Source organism: Hydrogenophaga soli, from assembly GCF_054777695.1.
The window spans coordinates 261577-279585 of the sequence record NZ_BAAHAK010000003.1 but is presented as its reverse complement, the minus strand read 5'-3'; the positions used below and the strand labels follow the sequence as shown (position 1 = coordinate 279585).

General features: G+C 66.3%; 15 protein-coding genes. All 15 read left to right on the top strand.

Going from position 1 to position 18009, the window contains the following annotated elements; genetic code table 11:
• Positions 1–202 precede the first annotated feature (202 nt).
• The 15 genes from ACYVB7_RS07095 to ACYVB7_RS07025 all read left to right on the top strand — a co-directional run bounded on the left by ACYVB7_RS07095 (position 203) and on the right by ACYVB7_RS07025 (position 18009).
• On the top strand, positions 203–2809 hold the full coding sequence (locus ACYVB7_RS07095; protein ID WP_460506019.1) for an EAL domain-containing protein: 2607 nt from the start codon (positions 203–205) through the stop codon (positions 2807–2809).
• A gap of 2 nt (positions 2810–2811) precedes the next feature.
• Positions 2812–3951: a deoxyguanosinetriphosphate triphosphohydrolase family protein gene (locus ACYVB7_RS07090; RefSeq protein ID WP_460506017.1), complete on the top strand. Its 1140-nt coding sequence runs from the start codon at positions 2812–2814 to the stop codon at positions 3949–3951.
• Between the two features lie 11 nt (positions 3952–3962).
• Positions 3963–4613 (top strand): hypothetical protein, encoded by a 651-nt coding sequence (locus ACYVB7_RS07085; protein ID WP_460506015.1) that lies wholly within the window; start codon positions 3963–3965, stop codon positions 4611–4613.
• 6 nt (positions 4614–4619) lie between these two features.
• Positions 4620–5324, top strand: coding sequence for a transposase (locus tag ACYVB7_RS07080; RefSeq protein WP_460506014.1), 705 nt, complete (start codon positions 4620–4622; stop codon positions 5322–5324).
• Between the two features lie 206 nt (positions 5325–5530).
• A complete protein-coding gene (locus ACYVB7_RS07075) occupies positions 5531–10258 on the top strand; it encodes a glutamate synthase-related protein (protein WP_460506266.1) in 4728 nt (1575 codons plus the stop codon).
• 37 nt (positions 10259–10295) lie between these two features.
• Positions 10296–11789, top strand: a complete 1494-nt coding sequence (locus ACYVB7_RS07070) for a glutamate synthase subunit beta (protein ID WP_460506012.1) — start codon at positions 10296–10298, stop codon at positions 11787–11789.
• Positions 11790–11927: 138 nt separating this feature from the next.
• Positions 11928–12758, top strand: a complete 831-nt coding sequence (locus tag ACYVB7_RS07065) for an ABC transporter ATP-binding protein (protein ID WP_460506011.1) — start codon at positions 11928–11930, stop codon at positions 12756–12758.
• Positions 12755–13528, top strand: coding sequence for a lipid asymmetry maintenance ABC transporter permease subunit MlaE (gene mlaE / locus ACYVB7_RS07060; protein ID WP_460506009.1), 774 nt, complete (start codon positions 12755–12757; stop codon positions 13526–13528). Before ACYVB7_RS07065 ends, mlaE begins: the two co-directional genes overlap by 4 nt.
• 45 nt (positions 13529–13573) lie before the next feature.
• On the top strand, positions 13574–14101 hold the full coding sequence (mlaD, locus tag ACYVB7_RS07055; protein ID WP_460506008.1) for an outer membrane lipid asymmetry maintenance protein MlaD: 528 nt from the start codon (positions 13574–13576) through the stop codon (positions 14099–14101).
• A 35-nt stretch (positions 14102–14136) separates the two neighbouring features.
• Entirely contained in the window at positions 14137–14874 is a 738-nt protein-coding gene (locus ACYVB7_RS07050; protein WP_460506006.1) for an MlaA family lipoprotein, read from the top strand.
• 44 nt (positions 14875–14918) lie between these two features.
• Entirely contained in the window at positions 14919–15578 is a 660-nt protein-coding gene (locus ACYVB7_RS07045; RefSeq protein ID WP_460506005.1) for an MlaC/ttg2D family ABC transporter substrate-binding protein, read from the top strand.
• A 17-nt stretch (positions 15579–15595) separates the two neighbouring features.
• Positions 15596–15868 (top strand): STAS domain-containing protein, encoded by a 273-nt coding sequence (locus tag ACYVB7_RS07040; RefSeq protein ID WP_460506004.1) that lies wholly within the window; start codon positions 15596–15598, stop codon positions 15866–15868.
• A gap of 42 nt (positions 15869–15910) precedes the next feature.
• On the top strand, positions 15911–16942 hold the full coding sequence (locus ACYVB7_RS07035; protein WP_460506003.1) for an ABC transporter ATP-binding protein: 1032 nt from the start codon (positions 15911–15913) through the stop codon (positions 16940–16942).
• Positions 16939–17694, top strand: coding sequence for an ABC-2 transporter permease (locus tag ACYVB7_RS07030; RefSeq protein ID WP_460506002.1), 756 nt, complete (start codon positions 16939–16941; stop codon positions 17692–17694). The genes ACYVB7_RS07035 and ACYVB7_RS07030 overlap by 4 nt, the downstream gene beginning before the upstream one ends.
• A 66-nt stretch (positions 17695–17760) precedes the next feature.
• Positions 17761–18009, top strand: a complete 249-nt coding sequence (locus ACYVB7_RS07025) for a BolA family protein (protein ID WP_460506001.1) — start codon at positions 17761–17763, stop codon at positions 18007–18009.

The window sequence follows — 18009 nt, the reverse complement described above, 5'->3', positions numbered from 1 at the left end:
TTTAATGAAAGCGTAAGAGGCTTCTGTTTTGATAGCGGTGGCCCTGTCCGCACGTCCAACGACCTTCGGGGGTATCCTGTCGTTTTCCCTGCCCTGAACCCTTCGTGGAGGGTGTACGCTGCGGTTGTTTGTATGAATAAATAATGACACTTTCGGGCGACCCCCGAGGTTGCCGTGAGGGTGTTGTCTGTCTCCACGTTCCATGTCCACCAGTCCCAGCGTCTTTTTTGCCGATTCGTCGACCCAGGGTCGCATGCGCTCACGCCCCTGGGTGGTGTTGGGGGTGGTGTTTGTCCTGACGTTTGTGGGTGGGGTGCTGCTGGTGCGCGACGCGGTCACCCGCACGGTGGAACAGCAGGCGCTGGCGGTGGCCGAGATCGTGGCGCAGCAGGCGGTGGTGGCCCGTTCGGTCTACAACAAGGAAGTGGTGGCCAAGCTGGCCCGCGATGGGTTGGGGGCCGACGCCCATTCGGACCAGCGCCTGGGCCATGTGCCCATTCCGGCGCAGTTCCTCAAGCTGGTGGGGCGCGCCAGTTCGGAGCGGGCCGACAAACTCTACGAGTACCGCCCGGTGAGCAAATGGAACCTGGAGCCGTCGCAGGGCTTGTCCGACGACTTCCTGCGCTGGGCCTGGCCCCAGTTGGAAAGCCAGGAGGCGGCGCAGCCGCCAGGGGTTCGCCAGTGGACGCCCGTGTCCCGCTTTGAAGAGCACAACGGGCAGCGCGTGTTGCGGCTGCTGGTGGCCGATCCGGCCTCGCAAATGGGCTGTGTGGCCTGCCACAACAGCTACGAACAGCAGCCCGACATCCAACGCCAGCGCGTGGCGGCAGGGGTGATGCCCGGCAAGCAGTGGACGTTGCACGAGCTGATGGGGGCGCTGTCCGTCACCATCCCGCTGGACCGGGCCGAAGCCCTGGCGGGCACCCAGGTGGGCAAGAGTTCGCTGTTCATCTTTGCCATCCTGGGGGGCAGCTTCGCGGCGGTGTTCTGGTACAACCTGCGCCTGACTCGGCAGGAGCGAAGCCTGCACGAGACCGAGGCGCAACTGGCCCGCTCCGAACTGGTGGCCCGCACCGCCCGCGACCTGCTGGAGGCCAAGGAAGGCGTCGAGCAGGCGTTTGCCGAACTCTCCACCTACATGCAGGCCATCGACCAGCACGCCATCGTGTCGGTGGCCGAGCGGGATGGGCGCATCGTCCAGGTCAATGACCGGCTGGTGGAGGTCAGCGGCTTCACCCGCGAGGAGTTGCTGGGGCAGGACCACCGCCTTCTGAACTCGGGCACCCACGACAAGGGGTTCTTCACGCAGATGTGGAAGACCCTGGCCTCTGGCCAAGTGTGGCGGGGCGTCATCTGCAACCGCACCAAGGGCGGGGACCTGTACTGGGTGGATTCGGCCATCGTGCCGCTCAAGGACGGGCGCGGCGAGATCGTGCGTTACGTGTCCATTCGCATCGACATCACCGAACGCAAGCGGGCCGAGCAGGAAATGCTGCGCCTGGCCACCACCGACGGCCTCACCGGGCTGGCCAACCGCGGCCTGTTGCGTGACCGCATGCAACAGGCGCTGGCGCACGACCGCCGGATGGGGGAGCATGCCGCGCTGCTGTTCATCGACCTCGATCACTTCAAGGCCGTCAACGACTCGTTCGGGCACGACATGGGCGACCGCCTGCTGGTGGAGGTGGCCCATCGCCTGCGGGGCTGTGTGCGCAGCGAGGACACCGTGGCGCGGCAGGGTGGGGACGAGTTCATCGTGTTCCTGCCCAGCATCTCCAAGCCCGACGATGCGGGCGTTCTGGCCGAAAAGCTCCAGCGGGTGTTGTCGCTGCCGGTGGTCATCGATGGCCGCGAGTTGTACGTGGGCGGCAGCATCGGGGTGGCGGTGTTCCCCGAAGACGGAGCCGACGTTGATGCCCTGCTCAAACGCAGCGACGCGGCCATGTACCAGGCCAAGGAGGGTGGGCGTGGTCGGGTGGCCTACGCATCGTCCAGCCTGGACCAATCGGCGTTCGAACGCTACACGCTGGGGGCCGAACTGCGCCGCGCCGCCGACCGGGGCGAATTGCGGTTGGTGTACCAGCCCATCGTGAACCTGGCCGATGGCCGCATGACGGCCATGGAGGCGCTGTTGCGCTGGCAGCACCCGCAACGCGGGGCGGTGTCACCGGCCGACTTCATTCCCCTGGCCGAGGCCACCGGGCAGATCGTGGCGCTGGGGGATTGGGTCATCCTGCACGCCTGCCAGCAAATCCGCCGCTGGCTCGACGCGGGGCTGGACGTGCCGCGGGTGGCCATCAACCTGTCGGCCCTCCAGGTGCAACAGGGCAGCCTGATCACCCGGCTGCAAGACATCCTGGACGAGACCGGGGTGCGCGGCGATGGCCTGGAGTTCGAGATCACCGAAGGCTGCCTGATGCGCCAGACCGAAGACGTGCAGCGCACCCTGCTGGAGTTGCAGGCCATGGGAGCCCACCTGGCCATCGACGACTTCGGCACTGGCTACTCCAGCCTGGCCTACCTCAAGCGCCTGCCCATCCACACCCTCAAGATCGACCGCAGCTTTGTGGTGGACATTGGCGTGGACGCCGACGACACCGCCATCGTGGAAACCGTGGTGGCCCTGGGCCACAACCTGCATTTGCGTGTGGTGGCCGAGGGCGTGGAAACCCCGTTGCAGCGCGACTTCCTGGCCACCTTGGGGTGCGACCACGGGCAGGGCTACCTGTTCAGCCGCCCGCTGGAGGAAGCCGCCATGACCGAGCACCTGCGCCAGGCCGCCTCGCCAGACGGCGCCCACGTCACCTGAGCATGGCCGCGCCGCTGCACCACCTGGCTTGCCAGCCCCACGCCACCCGTGGGCGGCGGCATGCCGAGCCGCCCGCACCCACGCGCAACCCGTTCCAGCGCGACCGCGACCGCATCGTGCACAGCACGGCGTTTCGGCGGCTGGTCTACAAGACGCAGGTCTTCCTCAACCACGAGGGCGACCTGTTCCGCACCCGCCTGACCCACAGCCTGGAGGTGGCCCAGCTGGGTCGCAGCATCGCCCGCAGCCTGGGGCTGGACGAAGACCTGGTGGAAGCCATCTCGCTGGCCCATGACCTGGGCCACACCCCCTTCGGCCACGCCGGGCAGGACGCCCTGCACGACTGCATGCGCGAGCACGGCGGCTTCGAGCACAACCTGCAAAGCCTGCGGGTGGTGGACCGGTTGGAAGAGCGGTATCCCGCGTTCGACGGGCTCAACCTGTGTTTTGAAACCCGCGAAGGCATCCTCAAACACTGCAGCCGCGCCCATGCCGAGGCGCTGGAGGCGCAGGAGCCCCACGGCGTGGCCCGCCGCTTCCTCGATGGCCACGCCCCCTCGCTGGAAGCCCAGCTGTGCAACCTGGCCGATGAAATCGCCTACAACGCCCACGACGTGGACGACGGCGTGCGCTCCGGCCTCATCACGCTGGAGCAGGTGGCCGAGGTGCCGCTGGTCCAGCGCTTCCTGCGCGAGACCCTGGCCGAACACCCCCGGCTCCAGGGCCGCCGCCTGTTGTTCGAGACCATACGCCGCATGCTCAGCGAGCAGGTGTACGACGTGATCGCCGCCACCCAGGCCGCCGTGGCCGATGCCGGGGTGAACACCCCCGAAGAAGCCCGCCACGCCGGGGTGCTGCTGCGGTTTTCGGCGGACATGCGGGCGCAGTCCACCGCGCTCAAGCGTTTTTTGTTCCAGCAGCTCTACCGCCACCCCACCGTCACCGACAGCATGGACCGCGCCCGCCGGGTGGTGCACGAGCTGTTTGCCCTGTACCTGGAACACCCGCCCGCCAACCTCAGCCCGCAGCACGGCGACAGCCCGTACCGGGCCGTGGCCGACTACATCGCGGGCATGACCGACCGCTTTGCGCTGTCAGCCCACCGCCAATGGAGTGGACAATCGCTGTTCGATCCTTATTGACGATTTCGAACATGGGCTTTTTGCAGCAGCTCAAAGACCGGGCCACCGATGTGCAGGCCCGGCAAGGTCAGGCCAGCCGCGACCTGGACGAACAACTCACCCACACCGAGGCCGCCTGCCAGCGCGTTTGGCAGTACCTGAGTGAGCTGGCGGCCCAGCTCAACATCCTCCAGCCGTCGGCCCGCCCGCTGGCCTTGGACGCCCGTGCCCCCTGGCCCGCGATGCGCCTGGCCGATTTCCGCTTTGACGCCCGGCGCAAGATCCTGCGCTCGCGCGAGGTGTTCGAACACCTCGCCATGGGCTGGCGGGTGGTGCCGGTGGACCCGGCGTGCCCGCCCCAATCGGAGGTGAGCGTCAACTTCCCGCCCGACCTGGCGCGGGTGGAGGCCCGGCTGGCCGCCGGGCAGGTGCGTTTCAACCGCGTGGAAGAGCGCAACCCCGACACCAACAAGCTGCTGGCCGTGCGCTTCGAACACGACATGGCCGCCCGCGGCAGCGTGGTGTTCACCCCCGAGCACGACCAGGGCCGCGTGCACCTGCGCCTGCAAGGGGTGGTGGGCTTTCAGGTCCAGACGCTGGTGCTGGCCGCCCACGAGGTGAGCACCGAACGGCTGGACGACCTGGCGCGCGCCATCGTCGGCGACCTTGACGTGTTCCTCTGACCCGCCATGGCCCGCCTGCCTCGGCTGTGCATCCCCGGTCAGCTGCACCATGTGTTGTGGCGTGGGGCTTCGGGGCAGGTGGTGTTTGCCGACGACGAAGACCGTGCCGCCTTCCTGGACCACCTGGCCCAGGTGGCCGCCCAGCACCGGCTGGCCATTCACGCCTGGGCCTTGATGCCCGACCACATTCACCTGCTGCTCACCCCACAGGACGCCGTTGGCCTGAGTGCTGGCATGCAAGCCTTGGGGCGGCGGCATGTGCAGACGTTCAACCGCCGCCATGCACGGCGCGGCACGCTGTGGGAGGGGCGCTATCGCTCCACCGTGCTGGAGTCCGACCCTTGGCTGCTGCGGGCCATGGTGTGGATGGACACCCACCCCCAGCGCAGCGGTGCCGTGGCCGATGGGGCGGGCGCACACCCGTGGGTGAGCGCCGCGCATTACCTGGGGCAGAGCAGCCACCGGCTGCTGACGGTGCCGCCCCAGTATTGGGCGCTGGGCAACACGCCCTTCGCCCGCGAGGCGGCCTACCGCACCTTGCTGGAGCAAGGCTGTGCACCCGCGCACGTCCAGGCGCTGGCGCAGGCCGCGCTCAAGGGCTGGGTGCTGGGTTCCGAGGCGTTTGTGGCGGCCCTGCAAAGTGGCACCCCCCGCCGTTTGCAGCCGGGTCGCCCGGGGCGTCCGCCCCGAATGGCTGAATCCACGGCCTGAATTTCACGACAAAAATCGTGCTCTGGCGCTTTCCATGAGTGGCATTGTTGCTACTGAATTCAATGTGTCCCCAATTTATATTTGACTGAATTTGTCGTTATTTAAATGGGGTCAGACACCGTTTAAAAGCCTTGGCATGCGGGTTGCAATGGAATATCCTCTTGACTTGTCCGCATTTTTTTGAGGAGTTTGGTGTGACCGACCCCATGAGCATCCAGTCCGCGCAGGCACAACTGCAACAAGAAGGCCTGTACGACCCCGCCAACGAGCACGACGCGTGTGGCGTCGGCTTTGTGGCCCACATCAAGGGCGTCAAGAGCCACGCCATCGTGGGTCAGGCCCTCAAGATCCTCGAAAACCTGGACCACCGCGGTGCCGTGGGTGCCGACAAGCTCATGGGCGACGGCGCGGGCATCCTCATCCAGCTGCCCGACGCGCTCTACCGCGAGGACATGGCCCAGCAGGGCGTCAACCTGCCCCCCGCCGGTGAATACGGCGTGGGCATGATCTTCCTGCCCAAGGAGCACGCCAGCCGCCTGGCCTGCGAGCAGGAGATGGAGCGCGCCATCAAGGCCGAAGGCCAGGTGCTGCTGGGCTGGCGCGACGTGCCGGTCAACACCGAGATGCCCATGTCGCCCCGCGTGCGCGCCAAGGAACCCATCATCCGCCAGGTGTTCATTGGCCGTGGCAACGACGTGATCGTGCAGGATGCGCTGGAGCGCAAGCTGTACGTCATCCGCAAGAAGGCCAGCAAGGCCATTTCCAAGCTGGGGCTGAAGCACTCCAAGGAGTACTACGTGCCCAGCATGAGCAGCCGCACCATCATCTACAAGGGCCTGCTGCTGGCTGACCAGGTGGGCACCTACTACCTGGACCTGCAAGACCCGCGTTGCGTGTCGGCCCTGGGCCTGGTGCACCAGCGCTTCTCCACCAACACCTTCCCCGAGTGGCCGCTGGCCCACCCCTACCGCTATGTGGCGCACAACGGTGAAATCAACACCGTGCGCGGCAACTACAACTGGATGCGGGCCCGCGAAGGCGTCATGACCTCGCCCGTGCTGGGCGAGGACCTGAAGAAGCTCTACCCCCTGAGCTTCCCCGACCAGTCCGACACCGCCACCTTCGACAACTGCCTGGAACTGCTGACCATGGCGGGCTACCCCATGGCGCAGGCGGTGATGATGATGATCCCCGAGCCCTGGGAACAGCACACCCTGATGGACGAGCGTCGCAAGGCGTTCTACGAGTACCACGCCGCCATGATGGAGCCGTGGGACGGCCCCGCCTCCATCGTGTTCACCGACGGTCGCCAGATCGGTGCCACGCTGGACCGCAACGGCCTGCGCCCCTCGCGTTACTGCATCACCGACGACGACATGGTCATCATGGGCTCGGAAGCCGGCGTGCTGCCGGTGCCCGAAAGCAAGATCGTCAGCAAGTGGCGCCTGCAGCCCGGCAAGATGTTCCTGATCGACCTGGAGCAGGGCCGCATGATCAACGACGAGGAGCTCAAGGCCAACCTCGCGCACAGCAAGCCCTACAAGCAGTGGATCGAGAACCTGCGCATCCGCCTGGACGACGTGCAAGGCCCCGCCACCCCGGTGGACGCGCCCGCCACCGCCTCGCTGCTGGACCTGCAGCAGGCCTTTGGCACCACCCAGGAAGACATCAAGTTCCTGCTGGCCCCCATGGCCCAGGCCGGTGAGGAAGCCATTGGCTCCATGGGCAACGACAGCCCGCTGGCCGTGCTCTCCAGCAAGAACAAGCCGCTGTACAACTACTTCAAGCAGCTGTTCGCGCAGGTGACCAACCCGCCCATCGACCCGATCCGCGAAGCCATCGTGATGTCGCTGGTCAGCTTCATCGGCCCCAAGCCCAACCTGCTGGACATCAACCAGGTCAACCCGCCGTTGCGCCTGGAGGTGTCGCAGCCGGTGCTGGACTTTGCCGACATGGCCAAGCTGCGCCACATCGAGCAGTACACCCAGGGCAAGTTCAAGAGCGCCACGCTGGACATCACCTACCCCGTGAGCTGGGGCCGCGAAGGCGTGGAGGCCAAGCTGGCCTCGCTGTGCGCCGAGGCGGTGGACGCCATCCAAGGTGGCAAGAACATCCTGATCGTGAGCGACCGCGGCGTCAGCCCCACCCAGGTGGCCATCCCGGCGCTGCTGGCGCTGTCGGCCATCCACCAGCACCTGGTGCGCACCGGGCTGCGCACCGCCACCGGCCTGGTGGTGGAGACCGGCACCGCCCGCGAGGTGCACCACTTCGCCGTGCTGGCGGGTTACGGTGCCGAAGCCGTGCACCCCTACCTGGCCATGGAAACCCTGGTGGACCTGCACAAGGACCTGCCGGGCGACCTGAGTGCCGACAAGGCCATCTACAACTACGTCAAGGCCATCGGCAAGGGTCTGTCCAAGATCATGTCCAAGATGGGCGTGAGCACCTACATGAGCTACTGCGGTGCGCAGCTGTTCGAGGCCATCGGCATCAACAGCGAAACCATCGCCAAGTACTTCACCCGCACGCCCAGCAAGGTGGAGGGCATTGGCGTGTTCGAGATGGCCGAGGAAGCCATCCGCATGCACAAAGCCGCCTTCGGCAACGACCCGGTGCTGGCCACCATGCTGGACACCGGTGGCGAGTACGCCTGGCGTGCCCGTGGCGAAGAGCACATGTGGACGCCCGACGCCATTGCCAAGCTGCAGCACAGCACCCGGGCCAACAACTTCAACACCTACAAGGAATACGCCCAGATCATCAACGACCAGAGCCGTCGCCACATGACGCTGCGCGGTCTGTTCGAGTTCAAGGTGGACCCGGCCAAGGCCATCCCGCTGGACGAGGTGGAACCCGCCAAGGAAATCGTCAAGCGGTTTGCCACCGGTGCCATGTCGCTGGGCTCCATCTCCACCGAAGCGCATGCCACGCTGGCCGTGGCCATGAACCGCATCGGCGGCAAGAGCAACACCGGCGAAGGCGGTGAGGACGCCGCCCGCTACCGCAACGAGCTCAAGGGCATCCCCATCAAGAAGGGCGAAACCCTGGCCTCCGTCATCGGTGAAGACGTGGTGGAAGTGGACCTGCCGCTGCAAGACGGCGACAGCCTGCGCAGCCGCATCAAGCAGGTGGCCTCCGGCCGCTTCGGGGTGACGGCCGAGTACCTGTCCAGCGCCGACCAGATCCAGATCAAGATGGCCCAGGGGGCCAAGCCCGGCGAGGGCGGCCAGCTGCCCGGCGGCAAGGTGTCCGAGTACATCGGCAAGCTGCGCCACAGCGTGCCCGGCGTGGGCCTCATCAGCCCGCCGCCGCACCACGACATCTACTCCATCGAAGACCTGGCCCAGCTCATCCACGACCTGAAGAACGTGGCCCCGCACGCCGACATCTCCGTCAAGCTGGTGTCCGAAATCGGGGTGGGCACCATCGCCGCGGGCGTGGCCAAGTGCAAGGCCGATCACCTGGTGATCGCCGGGCACGACGGTGGCACGGGCGCGTCGCCCTGGTCGTCCATCAAGCACGCCGGTTCGCCCTGGGAAATCGGCCTGGCCGAAACCCAGCAGACCCTGGTGCTCAACGGCCTGCGCAGCCGCATCCGCGTGCAGACCGACGGCCAGATCAAGACCGGGCGCGACGTGGTCATCGGGGCCCTGCTGGGCGCCGACGAGTTCGGCTTTGCCACCGCCCCGCTGGTGGTGGAAGGCTGCATCATGATGCGCAAGTGCCACCTCAACACCTGCCCGGTGGGTGTGGCCACGCAAGACCCCGAGCTGCGCGCCAAGTTCAGCGGCAAGCCCGAGCACGTCATCAACTACTTCTTCTTCGTGGCCGAGGAAGCCCGCCAGATCATGGCGCAGCTGGGCATCCGCAAGTTCGACGACCTGGTGGGCCGTGCCGACCTGCTCGACATCAAGCAAGGCCTGTCGCACTGGAAGGCCCAGGGCCTGGACTTCAGCCGCCTGTTCGCCGTGCCCGCCGTCGAGTCCGCTGCCCAGCGCTACCACACCGAGTCGCAGGAACACGGGCTGGAAAAGAGCCTGGACAACGTGCTGATTGCCAAGAGCCGCCCCGCCATCGACAAGGGCGAGAAGGTGCGCTTCATGGAGGCCGCCCGCAACGTCAACCGCACCGTGGGGGCCATGTTGTCGGGCGCGGTGACCAAGGTGCACCCCGAGGGCCTGCCCGACGACACCATCCACATCCAGCTGGAAGGCACGGGCGGCCAGTCGTTCGGTGCGTTCCTGTGCAACGGCATCACGCTGTACCTGATCGGTGAAGCCAACGACTACACCGGCAAGGGCCTGTCGGGTGGCCGCGTGGTGGTGCGCCCCAGCCTGGACTTCCGTGGCGTGGCCTCGCAGAACATCATCGTGGGCAACACCGTGATGATCGGTGCCACCAGCGGCGAAGCCTTCTTTGCCGGTGTGGCCGGTGAACGCTTTGCGGTGCGCTTGTCGGGTGCCACCGCGGTGGTGGAAGGCACGGGCGACCACGGTTGCGAGTACATGACCGGCGGCACCGTGGCCGTGCTGGGCAAGACCGGGCGCAACTTCGCCGCCGGCATGAGCGGTGGCGTGGCCTATGTGTACGACGAGGACGGCAAGTTCGCCCAGCGCTGCAACACCGCCATGGTGAGCCTGGAGAAGGTGCTGCCCGCCGCCGAGCAAGAGGCCACCGTGCCCCGCGCCATCTGGCACCGCGACACCACCGACGAAGCCTTGCTGAAGAAGCTGCTGGAAGACCAACTGCGCTGGACCGGCAGCCGCCGCGCCCGCGAACTGCTGGACGACTGGGCCACCGCCCGCGCCAAGTTCGTCAAGGTCTTCCCCAACGAGTACAAGCGTGCCTTGGCGGAAATCAATGGCAAAAAAGAGGCTGTTGCGCTTTCAGAGCAAGCGAAAGCAGCTCCTAAAAAGGCAGCAACTGCCAAGTGAGCCATCGGCCAGAACTGAGCTTTAAGGAATCCACATCATGGGAAAAGTCACCGGCTTCATGGAATATGAGCGCATCGAAGAGGGCTACAAGCCCGTTGCCGAGCGCCTGAAGCACTACAAAGAGTTCGTGGTGGGCCTGGACGATGCGCAGGCCAAGGTCCAGGGCGCGCGTTGCATGGACTGCGGCACGCCGTTCTGCACCAACGGCTGCCCCATCAACAACATCATCCCGGACTTCAATGACCTGGTGTACACCGGCCAATGGCAGAACGCCTTTGCCGTGCTCTCCAGCACCAACAACTTTCCGGAGTTCACCGGCCGCATCTGCCCCGCACCCTGCGAGGCGGCCTGCGTGGTCAACGTGAACGGCGACGCCGTGGGCATCAAGTCCCTGGAGCACGCCATCATCGACAAGGCCTGGGCAAACGGCTGGGTCCAGCCCCAGCCCGCCGCCGTGAAAACCGGCAAGAAGGTGGCCGTGGTCGGCTCCGGCCCTGCCGGGCTGGCCGCGGCCCAGCAACTGGCCCGCGTCGGCCACAGCGTGACGGTGTTCGAGAAGAACAGCCGCATCGGCGGCCTGCTGCGCTACGGCATCCCCGACTTCAAGTTCGAGAAGTCGCACATCGACCGCCGCGTGGCCCAGATGGAAGCCGAGGGTGTGGTGTTCAAGACCAGCACCTTGGTGGGGGCCATGCCCGAAGGCTCCAAGGTGACCAACGACGCCAAGACCGTGGTCAGCGCCGAGCAGTTGCAAAAGGACTTTGACGCCGTGCTGCTGACCGGCGGCTCCGAGCAAAGCCGCGACCTGCCCGTGCCCGGCCGCGAGCTGGACGGCGTGCATTTCGCCATGGAGTTTTTGCCGCAGCAGAACAAGGTCAACGCGGGCGACAAGCTCAAGGGTCAACTGCGCGCCGAGGGCAAACACGTCATCGTCATTGGCGGTGGCGACACCGGCTCCGACTGCGTGGGCACCAGCACCCGCCACGGCGCGGCCAGCGTCACCCAGTTCGAGGTGATGCCCCAGCCGCCCGAAAAGGAAAACAAACCCCTGGTGTGGCCGTACTGGCCGCTGAAGCTGCGCACCAGCTCCAGCCACGACGAGAGCGCCGAAGTGGGAATCCTCAAGCGGGAATACGCCATTTCCACCAAGGCATTCATCGGCGGAAAAGGGAAGGACAGTGGCAAGGTCACCGGCTTGAAGACCGTGAACGTCGAGTTCAAGGACGGCAAGCTGGTGGAAATCCCCGGCTCCGAAAAGGAATGGAAGGCCGACCTGGTGCTGCTGGCCATGGGTTTTGTGAACCCGGTGGCCACCGTGCTGGACGCCTTTGGTGTGGACAAGGACGCCCGCGGCAACGCCAAGGCCTCCGACGCCTTCACCGGTGGCTACGCCACCAGCGTGAACAAGGTGTTTGCCGCCGGGGACATGCGCCGCGGCCAGAGCCTGGTGGTGTGGGCCATCCGCGAAGGCCGCCAGGCCGCCCGCGCGGTGGACGAGTTCCTGATGGGCGCGTCCGACCTGCCCCGCTGAAACAGCCTGCAACGGGCTACCCCAGCCCTTGCGCAGCAGGGTTTGGGGTAAACCCTTTATCATCAGTGCCCCGCAAGCGCCGACCTTCGCGTCGGCGCTGGTGTTTTCAATCCCCCTCCCTTTTTCCAAGCGCCCCACTTGAGTTCTGCCACCGCTGCCCCACTGGTCCAGTTTCAGAACGTCTCTTTTGCCTACGACGGCGGGGACGGGGGGCGGCGCATCCTCGATGGCGTGAGCTTCACCGTGCGCCGCGGGCAGGTCACGGCGCTCATGGGCGCGTCGGGCGGCGGCAAGACCACCGTGCTGCGCCTCATTGGCGGGCAGCAGGTGGCCACCTCGGGCCAGGTGCTGTTCGACGGGCAGGACGTGGGCCATCTGGGTCGTGATGCCCTGCAGGCCATGCGCCGCCGCCTGGGCATGCTGTTCCAGTTCGGGGCGCTGTTCACCGACCTCAGCGTGTTCGACAACGTGGCGTTTCCCCTGCGTGAGCACACCGACCTGTCTGAGGCCATGGTGCGCGACATCGTGCTCATGAAGCTCAACGCCGTGGGCCTGCGCGGTGCCCGCGACCTCATGCCCAGCGCCATTTCCGGTGGCATGGCGCGCCGCGTGGCGCTGGCCCGGGCCATCGCGCTGGACCCCGAACTGGTGATGTACGACGAACCCTTTGCCGGGCTGGACCCGATTTCGCTGGGCACGGCGGCCCAGCTCATCCGCCGCCTGAACGACGCGCTGGGCATCACCAGCATCATCGTGTCGCACGACCTGGAAGAAACCTTCCGCATCGCCGATCAGGTCATCATCCTGGCCAACGGGCGCATTGCCGCCCAGGGCACGCCCGACGAGGTGCGCCAGTCCACCGACCCGCTGGTGCGCCAGTTTGTCAACGCCGAGGCCGACGGCCCGGTGCATTTCCATTACCCCGGCCCCACCGTGGCCGAGGACTTCGGCATCCGGGGGCAGGCATGACACTGGCCACCGTGGGGTTTGCCGTGCGCCGCCAACTGGCCCACCTGGGCGAGGCGACGCGGCTGTTCGTGCGCCTGTGTGCGCTGTCGCCCGAGGTGCTGCGCCGCTTTGGGCTGGTGCGCGACCAGATTTTCTTTTTGGGCAACCTGTCGCTGGCCATCATCGCGGTGTCGGGTTTGTTTGTGGGCTTTGTGCTGGGCCTGCAGGGTTACTACACCTTGCAGCGTTACGGCTCGGCCGAGGCCCTGGGCCTGCTGGTGGCCTTGAGCCTGGTGCGCGAGCTGGGGCCGGTGGTCACCGCGCTGCTGTTTGCCGGGCGGGCGGGCACGGCGCTCACCGCCGAAATCGGGCTGATGAAGGCGGGCGAGCAACTGGCCGCCATGGAAATGATGGCCGTGGACCCGGTGCGCCGGGTGCTGGGGCCGCGCTTCTGGGGCGGGCTGATCGCCATGCCCCTGCTGGCCGCCGTTTTCAGTGCCGTGGGCATCATCGGGGGCTGGGGCGTGGGCGTGGTGATGATTGGCGTGGACGCTGGTTCGTTCTGGAGCCAGATGCAAAGCGGGGTCGAGGTGTGGCAGGACGTGGGCAACGGTGTGGTCAAGAGCCTGGTGTTCGGCGTGACGGTGACCTTTGTGGCGCTGTACCAGGGTTACATGGCGCACCCCACGCCCGAAGGTGTGTCGCACGCCACCACACGAACGGTGGTGATGGCGTCGCTGCTGGTGCTGGCGCTGGACTTCGTGCTGACGGCCTGGATGTTCAGCATCTGAACCTATTTTGATAGCAAACAACCCAATTGAAACAAGCGGTGAGGCATGAAAAAATCCAAAAATGACGTCTGGGTCGGCCTGTTCGTCGTGCTGGGTGCGCTGGCGCTGCTGTTCCTGGCGCTGAAGTCGGCCAACCTGTTGCAGCTCAACTTCCAGTCCACCTACCGGGTGGTGGCGCGGTTCGACAACATCGGCGGCCTCAAGCCCCGGGCGGCGGTCAAAAGCGCCGGGGTGGTGGTGGGCCGGGTGGCGTCCATCAGCTTCGACGACAAGACCTTCCAGGCCAGCGTGGCGCTGGACATGGAGTCGCGCTACGCCTTTCCCAAGGACAGTTCCTTGAAAATCCTCACGGCAGGGTTGTTGGGGGAACAGTACATTGGCATCGAGCCGGGCGGCGACACGCAGAACCTGGCCGCGGGGGCGGTGGTGACGCAGACCCAGTCGGCTGTGGTGCTGGAAAACCTGATCAGCCAGTTCCTCTACAGCAAGGCCGCCGACGGCGACAAGTCGGCGCCAGCGGCCACACCGGCACCGCCCGCCCCGGCGCAGGGTGCCGTGCCTGCGGCCCAGTGAGGGGCGACCTCATTCAAACCAGGGAGAGTTCATCCATGTCAGCCACCTTGTTCCCTGCAGGCCCGCGCCGCAGCGCCCTGACGCGCTGGGCGGGCGTGCTGCTGCTGGTGCTCAGCGCGGTGTTGGCGGGTTGTGCGTCGGGTCCGGCCCGTGACCCGCGTGACCCGCTGGAGCCCTTCAACCGCAGCATGTATGACCTCAACACCAAGGTGGACGAGGCCGTGGTCAAGCCGGTGGCCATCGTCTACCGCGACGTCACCCCCTACCCGGTGCGCACCGCGGTGGGCAACTTCTTTGGCAACCTCAGCGACATCTGGTCCACCCTGAACACCGCGTTGCAGCTGCGGGGGGAAGACACCATCATCAACGCCATGCGGGTGGGGTTCAACACCTTCTTTGGTTTTGGTGGACTGGTGGATGTGGCCTCTGAAATGAACCTGTACCGCAGCCCGGCCGATTTCGGCCAGACCCTGGGCCGCTGGGGCGTGCCCCCCGGGCCCTACATGGTGTTGCCGGTGTTGGGCCCGTCCACCCTGCGTGACACCCTGGGCCGTGGCGTGGAAACCCGCGGTGACCGGGTGTGGGGGGTGGACCACATTCCCAGCCGCAACAGCCTGCTGGGCCTGCGCCTGCTGGAAGAACGCACCAACCTGCTGCGTGCGTCGTCGGTGCTGGACGAGGCGGCGCTGGACAAATACAGCTTCACCCGAGAGGTGTTCCTGCAGCGCCGCCAAAGCATCATCGACTCGCAGCGGAACCGCGAAGCCGAATGACCTCTCCAACCCGCGGGCACCGTGCCCGAAAAGGAATGCTGAACATGAACCGTCGATCCTGGCTGGCCCGTGGGGCCAAAACCCTGGCCTCGTTGTCGTCCGTGGTGGTCATGGCCTTGTGCCTGCCCCTGGCAGCCCAAGCGTCGGACGAAGCGCCAGACGTTCTCATCAAGCGCGTGGGCACCGAGGTGATGGACACCGTCAAGGCCGATGCGGCCATCCAGGGCGGTGACCTGAACAAGGTCATGGCCCTGGTGGATGCCAAGATCATCCCCAACGTCAACTTCACCCGCATGACCGCCATGGCCGTGGGGCGTTTCTGGCGTCAGGCCACGCCCGAGCAGCAAAAGCAGCTGCAGGACGAGTTCAAGACCCTGCTGGTGCGCACCTATGCCGGGGCCCTCACCCAGGTGAAGGACCAGACGTTGAGCTTTCGGCCCCTGCGTGCAGCCCCGACCGACACCGAGGTGGTGGTGCGCACCGAGGTGCGTGGCCGTGGCGACCCCATCCAGCTCGACTACCGCCTGGAAAAGACCGACGCCGGTTGGAAGATCTACGACCTGAACGTGCTGGGCGTGTGGCTGGTGGAAACCTACCGCACCCAGTTTGCCCAGGAAGCGCAGACCAAGGGCATCGACGGCCTGATTGCTTCGCTGGTGGCCCGCAACAAGTCCAACAGCGCCAAGGCCGCCAAGGCCAGCTGATCCTCCCGACGCCGCCCATGCTCAAACTGCCAGCCCAGCTCACCCACGACCACGTGGCCCCCTGCCTGCGCCAATGGCGGGGGCAATGGCCGTTGGGGGACGGGCCGGTGCTGGTGGATGCCTCGGCGTTGAACCGCTTTGATTCATCGGCCCTGGCCGTGGTGCTGGACCTGCGCCGTCAGGCCCTGGCCCAGGGTCGCACGCTGGAGCTGTTGTCTCCCCCGGCGCGGTTGCTGGAGCTGGCGGCCTTGTACGGCGTGGATGAATTGCTGGTCTCCAGCCCGGCCTGAGCGGTCGGCCACCTAAAATCGGGGGTTCTCTGCCCCCCACCCATGTCCAGCTCCTCCCCTTCTTCCGCTTCAGCGGCCGCGCCCGCCATCCTGTTCCAGGATGTTTGCAAAACCTACACCGGTGCCAAAGGCGACTTCAAGGCCCTGGACGGCGTCAGCTTCGCGGTCCAGCCCGGCGAGATGTTCGGCCTGCTCGGCCCCAACGGCGCGGGCAAGACCACCCTCATCAGCATCCTGGCCGGGCTCAACCGCGCCAGCCGGGGCCGCGTGGCGGTGCACGGCCACGACGTGGTGACCGACATGGCCCAGGCCCGCCGGGCGCTGGGCGTGGTGCCGCAGGAGCTGGTGTTCGACCCGTTTTTCAACGTGCGCGAGGCGCTGCGCATCCAGTCGGGCTACTTCGGCATTCGCCACAACGACGCCTGGATCGACGAGCTGCTGCACAGCCTGGGCCTGACCGACAAGGCTCAGGCCAACATGCGCCAACTCTCGGGCGGCATGAAGCGCCGGGTGATGGTGGCGCAGGCCCTGGTGCACAAGCCGCGCGTCATCGTGCTGGACGAACCCACCGCCGGGGTGGACGTGGAACTGCGCCAGACGCTGTGGCAGTTCATCGCCCGACTCAACCGCGAAGAAGGCTGCACCGTGCTGCTGACCACCCACTACCTGGAAGAGGCCGAGGCGCTGTGCAGCCGCATCGCCATGATCAAGAAAGGCCAGGTGGTGGCGCTGGACAGCACCTCCGCCCTGCTGGCCCGCGCCTCCAGCAACGTGCTGCGCTTCAAGACCGACACCCCGCTGCCGCCCGAACTGGCCGCCCAGGCCCGCGTCACCGGCCGCGTGGTGCAACTGCCCGCCCACAACGCGCTGGAGGTGGAGCACATCCTCGCCGCGGTGCGCCAGGCGGGTGGGGTGGTGGAAGACATGGAAATCCGCAAAGCCGACCTGGAAGACGTGTTCCTCGACGTGATGGGGGGCACTGAGCCAGCGCCGGGCCGCCCCAAGCTGGCGAGCGCCCCCTCGGGGGGCAGCGAAGGCCCGCAGGGCCAGAGCGTGGGGGCAAGTTCATCATGATCGGCTGGCAAACCCTGTTCTACAAAGAGGTGCTGCGCTTCTGGAAGGTCAGCTTCCAGACCATTGCCGCGCCCGTGCTCACCGCGGTGCTGTACATGATGATCTTCGGCCACGTGCTGGAAGACCACGTCAAGGTGTACGACAGCATCGGCTACACCGCCTTCCTGGTGCCCGGCCTGGTGATGATGAGCGTGCTGCAAAACGCCTTTGCCAACAGCTCGTCCTCGCTCATCCAGAGCAAGATCATGGGCAACCTGGTGTTCATGCTGCTCACCCCCATGTCGCACTGGGCGTGGTTTGTGGCCTATGTGGCGTCGTCGGTGGCGCGTGGGCTGGCCGTGGGCACGGGTGTGCTGGCCGTCACCTGGTGGTTTGGCCACCCGGGCATGGCCCAGCCGCTGTGGGTGCTGGTGTTTGCCGTGCTGGGGGCGGCCATGCTGGGCGCGCTGGGGCTGATTGCCGGGCTGTGGGCCGAAAAGTTCGACCAGCTGGCCGCGTTCCAGAACTTCATCATCATGCCCATGACGTTCTTGTCGGGCGTGTTCTATTCCATCCACTCGCTGCCGGCGTTCTGGCAGCAGGTGAGCCACCTCAACCCGTTTTTCTACATGATCGATGGGTTTCGCCACGGCTTTTTCGGGGTGAGCGACGTGTCGCCCTGGCTCAGCCTGGGCGTGGTGGTGGCCGCCTTCCTGGCGGTGAGTGCCGTGGCCGTGCACCTGCTGCGCACGGGCTACAAGATTCGCCACTGAAAATCACAAGTCTTTTTGGCATCTACCGCTTTCATATCAAGCGTAAACAGCTATCAATTTCATACCATGAACGCCGACCAACTCCGCGAAATCATTGCCGCCGGTCTGCCGTGCGATCACGTCGAAGTCACGGGGGATGGTCGCCATTGGGCGGCGGTCATCGTGTCGGCCGAGTTCGAGGGCAAGCGCCCCATCGCTCGCCACCAGCGGGTGTACGCCACGCTGGGCCAGCGCATGGCCACCGACGAGGTGCATGCCCTGTCCATGAAGACGCACACCCCGGCCGAATGGGCCGCCTTGCAGGCCAAGGGCTGA

Excerpts from the sequence above, each read along its gene's own strand:
- ACYVB7_RS07095 (WP_460506019.1), top strand. The coding sequence starts at position 203 with ATGTCCACCAGTCCCAGCGTCTTTTTTGCCGATTCGTCGACCCAGGGT.
- ACYVB7_RS07090 (WP_460506017.1), top strand. The coding sequence starts at position 2,812 with ATGGCCGCGCCGCTGCACCACCTGGCTTGCCAGCCCCACGCCACCCGT.
- ACYVB7_RS07085 (WP_460506015.1), top strand. The coding sequence starts at position 3,963 with ATGGGCTTTTTGCAGCAGCTCAAAGACCGGGCCACCGATGTGCAGGCC.
- ACYVB7_RS07080 (WP_460506014.1), top strand. The coding sequence starts at position 4,620 with ATGGCCCGCCTGCCTCGGCTGTGCATCCCCGGTCAGCTGCACCATGTG.
- ACYVB7_RS07075 (WP_460506266.1), top strand. The coding sequence starts at position 5,531 with ATGAGCATCCAGTCCGCGCAGGCACAACTGCAACAAGAAGGCCTGTAC.
- ACYVB7_RS07070 (WP_460506012.1), top strand. The coding sequence starts at position 10,296 with ATGGGAAAAGTCACCGGCTTCATGGAATATGAGCGCATCGAAGAGGGC.
- mlaE (WP_460506009.1), top strand. The coding sequence starts at position 12,755 with ATGACACTGGCCACCGTGGGGTTTGCCGTGCGCCGCCAACTGGCCCAC.
- mlaD (WP_460506008.1), top strand. The coding sequence starts at position 13,574 with ATGAAAAAATCCAAAAATGACGTCTGGGTCGGCCTGTTCGTCGTGCTG.
- ACYVB7_RS07050 (WP_460506006.1), top strand. The coding sequence starts at position 14,137 with ATGTCAGCCACCTTGTTCCCTGCAGGCCCGCGCCGCAGCGCCCTGACG.
- ACYVB7_RS07045 (WP_460506005.1), top strand. The coding sequence starts at position 14,919 with ATGAACCGTCGATCCTGGCTGGCCCGTGGGGCCAAAACCCTGGCCTCG.
- ACYVB7_RS07040 (WP_460506004.1), top strand. The coding sequence starts at position 15,596 with ATGCTCAAACTGCCAGCCCAGCTCACCCACGACCACGTGGCCCCCTGC.
- ACYVB7_RS07035 (WP_460506003.1), top strand. The coding sequence starts at position 15,911 with ATGTCCAGCTCCTCCCCTTCTTCCGCTTCAGCGGCCGCGCCCGCCATC.
- ACYVB7_RS07030 (WP_460506002.1), top strand. The coding sequence starts at position 16,939 with ATGATCGGCTGGCAAACCCTGTTCTACAAAGAGGTGCTGCGCTTCTGG.
- ACYVB7_RS07025 (WP_460506001.1), top strand. The coding sequence starts at position 17,761 with ATGAACGCCGACCAACTCCGCGAAATCATTGCCGCCGGTCTGCCGTGC.